Below are 6909 nucleotides of genomic sequence, written 5' to 3'. Positions count from 1 at the left end.
GATCGGATCGCCATCGGCACTACGCGTAACGGCCCCAAACCGTAACCACGAAAGCGAACGACTTGAGCGGGTTCTGCGCGGTCGAATTCTTCCATGCCGGGAAAATGGGGCGCGACGACAGTCACCTTCCAGCCCGCGGCCGCCAATTCGCGGGTCACGTTCAGCGCCACGGTGCTGATTCCTCCCTCGATTGGCGGGTAATCGGCCGTGAGAATCACGGCGGAGCGGCTGCTTGACTCAGCCATTCAGGCCGCGGCCTTCTTTCAGGTCGAACAAAGCGAGGCGAACACGGTCGATGCGCACAGCAACGGGCATGTCTTCTTCAAGCCGCAGCACGGGGCACGGTGCGCGCTGAATCCACTGCTCGTGGCTCGCGCGATCCCAGCCGGGGTGCGAACCGTTGTCGTATTGGGATGCCCAATGCAGAAACGCTTGCGACTGTTCGTGCAGATCGCCGCCGGACGCAACGCGCTCGCTGCCAAGCTGCAGCAGTTCACGGCGTTCCAGCCGCGCAATGCGCAGATCGGGGGGAAGCCAGAGAAATACGGCAAGGTCGATAAGGGACTCGATATCACCCAGCCAAGCCACCGACGCCGTCGAGATGATCCAGGCGGGAAACTCGCGGATGTCGTCGGATACCAGCTTGTGGACTTCATCCATGCTGCGCCGTTCTTGATAGGGCGGGTCGGAGGGTAACCACATGTACTCATCGAGGTCCACATGCGGGCAATCGAGCATTTCGTCGGACAGTACTTCGGCGAGGGTCGTGGCGCCGGTGCCCGCGGCCCCGAAAATCAAGATGTGGAAAGTGCCCTCGTCGCGTTTTGCGTTCATGTTTTGGTTATCACGTAGTCGCCGATCGTCAACGCGTCCATGCCGGTGCTGTAGAAACAGCGTACGGCGTCCGACGGTGTATGTACAATAGGCTCGCCCATCACGTTGAACGACGTGTTCAACACCATGGGGACCCCCCGCCGTTTTTCAAAAGCGCTGATCAGGGCGTGGTACTTCGGAGAGACCTCCGCCGAGACGGTCTGCACGCGGGCAGTCCCGTCGATATGGGTAATAGCGGGAACGGCGGCGCGCATTTCAGGCTTGACGCGGTGCACGAAAAGCATAAACGGTGAATCCGTGCAACCCTCAAAGTAGTCGCCGGCGCGTTCCGCGAGACAACTGGGCGCGAAGGGACGAAATTCCTCGCGGTGTTTCACGTACTTGTTGAGCAGGTCCTTCATATCGGGCCGTGTGGGATCGGCAAGGATGCTGCGGGCGCCGAGCGCGCGCGGTCCGAACTCCATTCGCCCCTGAAACCAACCGACGATCTTGCCTTCAGCCAATAGTTCGGCGGTCCGCTCCAGGACGTTCGCTGGGCGCTCATAGGTGATCTTCGCGCGGTCCAGAAAGACGCGGATGTCGTCGTTCGAGAATTCGGGGCCGAGACACGCGTCGCGCATCACAAACGAACGCCCGTTCCCGGAGAACGCGTGCCACAACTGAAACGCGCCGCCGATCCCGATGCCATCGTCTCCGGCCGCGGGCTGCACAAAAATCTCGTCGAACGGCGATTCGCGCAACAGGCGTCCGTTCATCGAGCAATTCAACGCCACGCCACCCGCCATGCAAAGCCGTTTCATACCGGTCTGTTCGTGCAAATGCTTCGCGATGTGCAACCCCGTTTCCTCCAGCGCGCGCTGCGCCGACGCCGCGAGGTTCTGGTGGCGTGTCTCGATGGGTTCGCCCTTGGCGCGCGGAGGCCCGAATCGATCGAGGAACTTCTTGGAGAAATAGCCGCATCGCGATCCCGGCAGGTAGTGGCATTGAAACCACGACAAGTCGAGCGCATACCGTCCGCCCGGCAACAATCGAATGATACGGCGAAAGTCGTCGATGTACTCGGGTTCACCGTACGATGCGAGGCCCATCACCTTGTATTCGTCGCTTGCGCGCAGGAAACCCAGGTAGTCGGTGATGGCCGTATAGAAGACGCCCAGCGAGTTCGGGTAGTTTTCGTGAAATAGCGGCTCGATGCGCGTACCGCGTCCCACGCCCGCCCACGTGGCCGCCCACTCGCCCACATAATCGATAGACAACAGCGCCGCCTCGTCGAAGGGGCTGACGAGAAAGGCGGACGCCGCGTGCGCGGGATGGTGGTTCATGAAGTGCAGCTTGGTGCGCGGCCCCAACAGGGCGCGCATCCCCGAAACGTACTGCGCGTTGTGCCCGAGCTCGTACGCGATGAATCCCGCGCTGTAGTACGGGCTGCGAATCATTTGCGTGAGCCGGTACGGGATTCGTTTGCCGATGCGGAATCCGGGGCGCATGTAGCAGCAGACGTGATCGATATCGCCGGGCTTCAATCCGGCATGGTCGAGGCAGAACTGCGCTGCGCGATGCGGCACGCCGCCTTGGTGCTTGATGCGCGTCAGCCGTTCTTCCGCTACGGCGGCCACGAGCTTGCCGTCGCATACCAGCGCGGCCGCCGAGTCATGCGAATATCCACCAATTCCCAGAATGTTCATCGAGGCTTCCTGTGCAACACCACGCCGTAGTATACCGGTTTTGGCGTCATTTGCGCGGATTGGCGCCGCTCACCGGACGTTGGCCGTGCATGCAGCATAGTCATACACCAACAGTTGCCGGGCGCGATCGAGGTCCAGCGCGCGCGTCCACGCGATGTTCTTCAGCGGATCGCCCAGCGACGGGAACGCCTCGGTTTCCAGGAAGATGCGTCCAAAGTCGTGCCTGAACACTTTCACCGGCTCCGAACCGGCAGGCAGCGCCACCGGCTCGTCGGGATACCGCGAGAAGTACAGGCCGGACCAATCGTTCAGGAAGTATTTCGGCACGGGTTCCTGCCGCGCCAGATAGGTGTACACGTTTCCGCCGCTCATTGACTCCTGAATCAAATACGCGTCCAGGACGGCGTACCACTCGGCGCACGCGCGAGGGTCGTCGGAGGCGCGAACGAAGGCGAGGGCTTCCGGCATGGCGGAACGCGTCCGGAGCACCTCCGGAAGCTGCATGGATGATGAAACGAAGCCCACCGCCAAAAGGCACGCGACGAGTACTCGGAGTGCGCGCGCATGCCGGGTGGGGTTAGACCACAGCGCATCCACGGCAAGCCCCAGGAGTCCGGCGAAAAAAGGAAGCGCATAGAGAAACATGCGCGCGCCTTGCGTGGTTTTCACCGAAAAGAAAAGCCACGGCACCAGGAACGCAATGCCGAGGTAGAGTAGTGCTGTGAGGGTCTTCTTGGCGGACGAGCAACGTGAAAGCGTTGCACCCAAGAGAAGCAGCGCGGACCATGCGATAGCAGCGGGCCATCCCTCGAACAGGCAGAAGAAATACGGGAACAGCACAACGCCGCTCGCATGAAACGGCACGCTGGATTGTCCGGTGAACCGCGGCCACAGCAACTCGAAGAAGGTGCCGTGCGGATAGAGCATGCCTTGCGACCGAAACAGGAGAATTCCCGGATACGACAGGCATTCGGCGGCAATCAGGACAGCCGCGAAACCGCCCGCGATGCAACAGCCGCCTAGCGCGAATCGAGTCAGCTTCTCGCGCATGCGGCCGTCCCGCGCGGTTGTCGCCAGGTGCAAGACGGCCAAGAGCGGCAGCGCGCCAGCGACTTGGTAATGGAGCCAGAACGTTACCCCTGCGCACACGCCCGAGAATAGGAGCAGGCCGTATCGATCTCGGTTCTCTTTCTCGCGCGCGACCGTCCAACCCAGGTGTGCAAGCACGGCCAGGATGAGCAACAGCGCCGACAGGCATTGAGGATAGGCGTTGCGGGAGAAATACACGTGGTAGGGCGAGATGGCGAGCGCAGCCGCGGCCACGAGTGCCGCGCGAGCGCCCGCCAGGGCGCGGACGAGCGCAAAGAGCAGCGCGATCATTACGACTCCGGAGGCCGCCTCGATGTAGTTACACGCATCGACCGAATATCCTGCGACGGCCATGTACAGCGCGGTGACATAGTCAAAGCCCAGCTTGGGCGAAAAGGGCGGAAGCTTTCCCAGAATGTCGTGTTCGCGGCGTAGAAACTCCGGGAGACTGAAAGTTTCCTTGCCTCGGATTTCGTTTACCTTGCCTTCCACAAGGCCGCGATAGAACTCGATTTCATTCAGCTTGCTGAGACCATCGAGCAAGTATCGTCCTTCGTCCATCCCCTGGATGCCTTGCTTGTCCAGCGAAAAGAAGCGCAGGCATGTTGCCCCAAGCAAGATGATGGACAGAGCTATCCACGCCCTCTTGTTCATGGCATCCGCTTTTCCCACGTGCGGATGTCGTAGACGAGCACTTGTCGCGAACGTGTCAGGTCAAGGCCTCTCACCCAACGGATGTTGTCGAGGGGATTGCCTTCGGGCGGAAACGCTCCCGCTTCCAACAGGATGCGTCCGAAACGATGCTCGAATCGTTTCACGGGGTGCGCGCCCTCTGGCACGAAGACCGAGGTGTCCGGATATTGCTTGTCCCACAACTCGGTGCGGTCGGTGACGAAGTACGGAGGCGGTTCGGTGCCGTAGGTGATGTAGGTGGTGTAGCTGCCGCCAGGCAGTCCGTATTGGCGCAGATAACTCAGGAGTACGAGGCCGTAGGGCGCGGAAGCGCCTCGCTCGGGCGTCGACGCGAGCCATCGCATGACATCGGGAAACGCGGAGCGCATTCGCAGTAACTCGACATTGTGGACCAATGACGATATGCCCGCTGCGGCAAGCAGAAGCGCCACCGCGGCTCGCGCAAAGGCACGCCGGGGACCGGCATACGACCATGTCGCATCCGCGCACACGGCCAGTGCCGCAAACAGGGGCGGAAGACAGTTCACGAAGACGCGACTGGACTGTGGGGTCTTCGAGGAGAAGATGAGAAACGGAATCAAGAACCAGCAACCCAGATAGATGATTGTACGCGCGCGAGTCCGACGCGAGACCGTTGTCTTTCGCAAGGTTATCAGCGCCAGTATCGGCAACGCGACACACAACACCAGCGCGGGCATTCCTTCTAGCACGGAGATAAAAAAGGGAAGGAGCACGAACCCACTCCAGTAGAACGCGTGCCCGAGATGCGAAGTAAGTTTCGGCGTTACGAGTTCCAGGAACGTGCCGTGGGGATACTGCAAGCCTTGCGACCGGAATAGAAGAATCAACGGGTACGAAGCGGCCTCCATGCACGCAATCGGCATGGCGAATCCCAGCAGTACGCAGAGGCCGCCGCCTATCAGCCAGCGTAACGACGCCTTTGTTCTCGATTCGGTACAGCCGATCTCTGCAGCCGTGCCACCGCCAAACCTTACACACGTGAACACGTGCACGAGCGCAAGCACCGGCAGCAGCACGGCGATTTGAAAGTTGATGATGAAGCATAGACCTGCAAACGCGCCGCACGCCACGAGCCACAAGCGCTGGCTTCGGATGGAGCCGCCGTCGTCGCGGCACCGCACGGCGCGCAGGTGGCAATACAAGGCCGCCATAAAGAGAAACGCGATGATGGCCGTACCGTACACGCGTCGCGAGTAGAACACGTGATACGCCGAGAATGTCGTGATGCCTGCCGCAATCAACCCCGCGCGCTGGGAGTACAAACGCTTCACGAACGCGTAGATCAACCACACCGAACCGATTCCCGCCACGGCATCGATCAGGATGCCCGACCAGACAACCGGCCCGGTGAACAGCATGATGAAGGCGATCAGGTAATAATAAAGGTGCTTTCCTGCAAAGACGGTTTCCGATGCGAGCGCATCGCGCAGTTTGGGCAGTTCTTTGGCCATGAGCAGTTCGGGGCCGCCACGCATCTCGTCCCACTTCCGCTGAGCCAATTCCGCGCACAAGTGCCATTCGTTCCATTTTGCGTGGGCGTCGACGAGATAGAGACCTTCGTCGAGGTCGTAGATGCCAACCTCTGTAATCGCGTACAAGCGAAGAAACGCCGCGGCCGCCGTGAACAGAGTAAGCCACAGAAAGACCGTGCGTCGTTTCATTTCCATGCCGTCTTGCTCATCAAATGTGCAATCGCTTCAATTCCGCGGTCAGATAGGTAAACGCCGTGTCCACATCGTCCACGACACGGAACAGTTCGAGGTCCTTCCGGTCGATCATGCCCCACTTCACGAGCGCGTCAAAATTGACGATCTCATTCCAGTAGGCGCTCCCGTACAGAACCACAGGCATTGGCTTTGCTGTCTTGCGGGTCTGAATCAGCGTCAAGATCTCAAACATTTCGTCCATCGTGCCGAACCCGCCCGGAAAGACGACCAAGGCCTTGGCCAAGTACGCGAACCAGAATTTGCGCACGAAGAAATAGTGAAACTCAAAGGCCAATTCCTGCGACTGATACGGGTTTGGCATCTGCTCGAATGGCAGGCTGATGTTCAATCCGATCGTCGGCCCGCCCGCGCGCGACGCCCCTCGGTTGGCCGCTTCCATAATGCCGGGACCCCCGCCCGAGCACACGACAAAGCGCCGTTTGCCGCCGCCCAATCTGCGCGACCATCGTGTCATGCGCTCCGCGAGGTCCGCGGCATCTTCGTAGTACCGCGCCATCTCCACGGCGCGTTCGGCACACAGAACCGCATCGCGCTGTGCCTGCGACGGGCGCTTCGCTGCCGAGCATGCAGCGCGAACGCTCTCCAATTCGCGGAGGGCTTCGTCGCGCGGGGAAATGCGCGCGGATCCGAAGAACACGACCGTATCGTGAATCCGGTTGCGCCGGAACCGGGTGCCCGGTTCGATAAACTCGCACAACACGCGAATAGTGCGCGCGTCGGGACTGTTCAGAAAAGCAAGATTCTTATAGGCCTTCTCCGGCCATTTTCCTTCGTGATTCTTGGTGCTCTTCATGCGATTGCCAATCTCCTACTTCCATAAGCGAAACGACTGTCCGTCCCAATCATGACTATCCCGCAAT

At 60.5% G+C, this 6909-nt stretch carries 6 protein-coding genes; all 6 read right to left on the bottom strand.

Translation table 11 applies throughout. The features are described 5' to 3' along the window. The coding region (locus K1Y02_24095; GenBank protein MBX7259463.1) for a glycosyltransferase at nt 1-245 on the bottom strand (245 nt) is incomplete at its 3' end. After that, nucleotides 238-834 carry an AAA family ATPase gene (locus tag K1Y02_24090; GenBank protein MBX7259462.1) on the bottom strand — a complete coding sequence of 199 codons (597 nt, stop codon included), beginning with the start codon at nt 832-834 and terminating at the stop codon, nt 238-240. The genes K1Y02_24095 and K1Y02_24090, both read right to left, overlap by 8 nt. Continuing rightward, the gene (locus tag K1Y02_24085; GenBank protein ID MBX7259461.1) at nt 831-2519 is read right to left on the bottom strand and encodes a carbamoyltransferase; all 1689 of its coding nucleotides are present in this window, start codon (nt 2517-2519) and stop codon (nt 831-833) included. The genes K1Y02_24090 and K1Y02_24085 overlap by 4 nt, the downstream gene beginning before the upstream one ends. A gap of 69 nt (nt 2520-2588) precedes the next feature. Next, nucleotides 2589-4262 (bottom strand): glycosyltransferase family 39 protein, encoded by a 1674-nt coding sequence (locus K1Y02_24080; protein MBX7259460.1) that lies wholly within the window; start codon nt 4260-4262, stop codon nt 2589-2591. Further along, nucleotides 4259-5983: a glycosyltransferase family 39 protein gene (locus K1Y02_24075; protein ID MBX7259459.1), complete on the bottom strand. Its 1725-nt coding sequence runs from the start codon at nt 5981-5983 to the stop codon at nt 4259-4261. The genes K1Y02_24080 and K1Y02_24075 overlap by 4 nt, the downstream gene beginning before the upstream one ends. Nucleotides 5984-6002: 19 nt before the next feature. Continuing rightward, nucleotides 6003-6842: a TIGR00730 family Rossman fold protein gene (locus tag K1Y02_24070; protein MBX7259458.1), complete on the bottom strand. Its 840-nt coding sequence runs from the start codon at nt 6840-6842 to the stop codon at nt 6003-6005. Nucleotides 6843-6909: the final 67 nt, after the last annotated feature.

It is taken from the genome of Candidatus Hydrogenedentota bacterium (assembly GCA_019695095.1).
In the GTDB taxonomy this organism is placed as follows: Bacteria; Hydrogenedentota; Hydrogenedentia; order Hydrogenedentales; family SLHB01; genus JAIBAQ01.
This window is presented reverse-complemented; position numbering and strand designations above follow the sequence as displayed.

Bases quoted from the DNA above. Each gene is read 5' to 3' on its own strand.
- K1Y02_24085 (MBX7259461.1), bottom strand. From the start codon at position 2,519: ATGAACATTCTGGGAATTGGTGGATATTCGCATGACTCGGCGGCCGCG.
- K1Y02_24090 (MBX7259462.1), bottom strand. From the start codon at position 834: ATGAACGCAAAACGCGACGAGGGCACTTTCCACATCTTGATTTTCGGG.
- K1Y02_24075 (MBX7259459.1), bottom strand. From the start codon at position 5,983: ATGAAACGACGCACGGTCTTTCTGTGGCTTACTCTGTTCACGGCGGCC.
- K1Y02_24080 (MBX7259460.1), bottom strand. From the start codon at position 4,262: ATGAACAAGAGGGCGTGGATAGCTCTGTCCATCATCTTGCTTGGGGCA.
- K1Y02_24070 (MBX7259458.1), bottom strand. From the start codon at position 6,842: ATGAAGAGCACCAAGAATCACGAAGGAAAATGGCCGGAGAAGGCCTAT.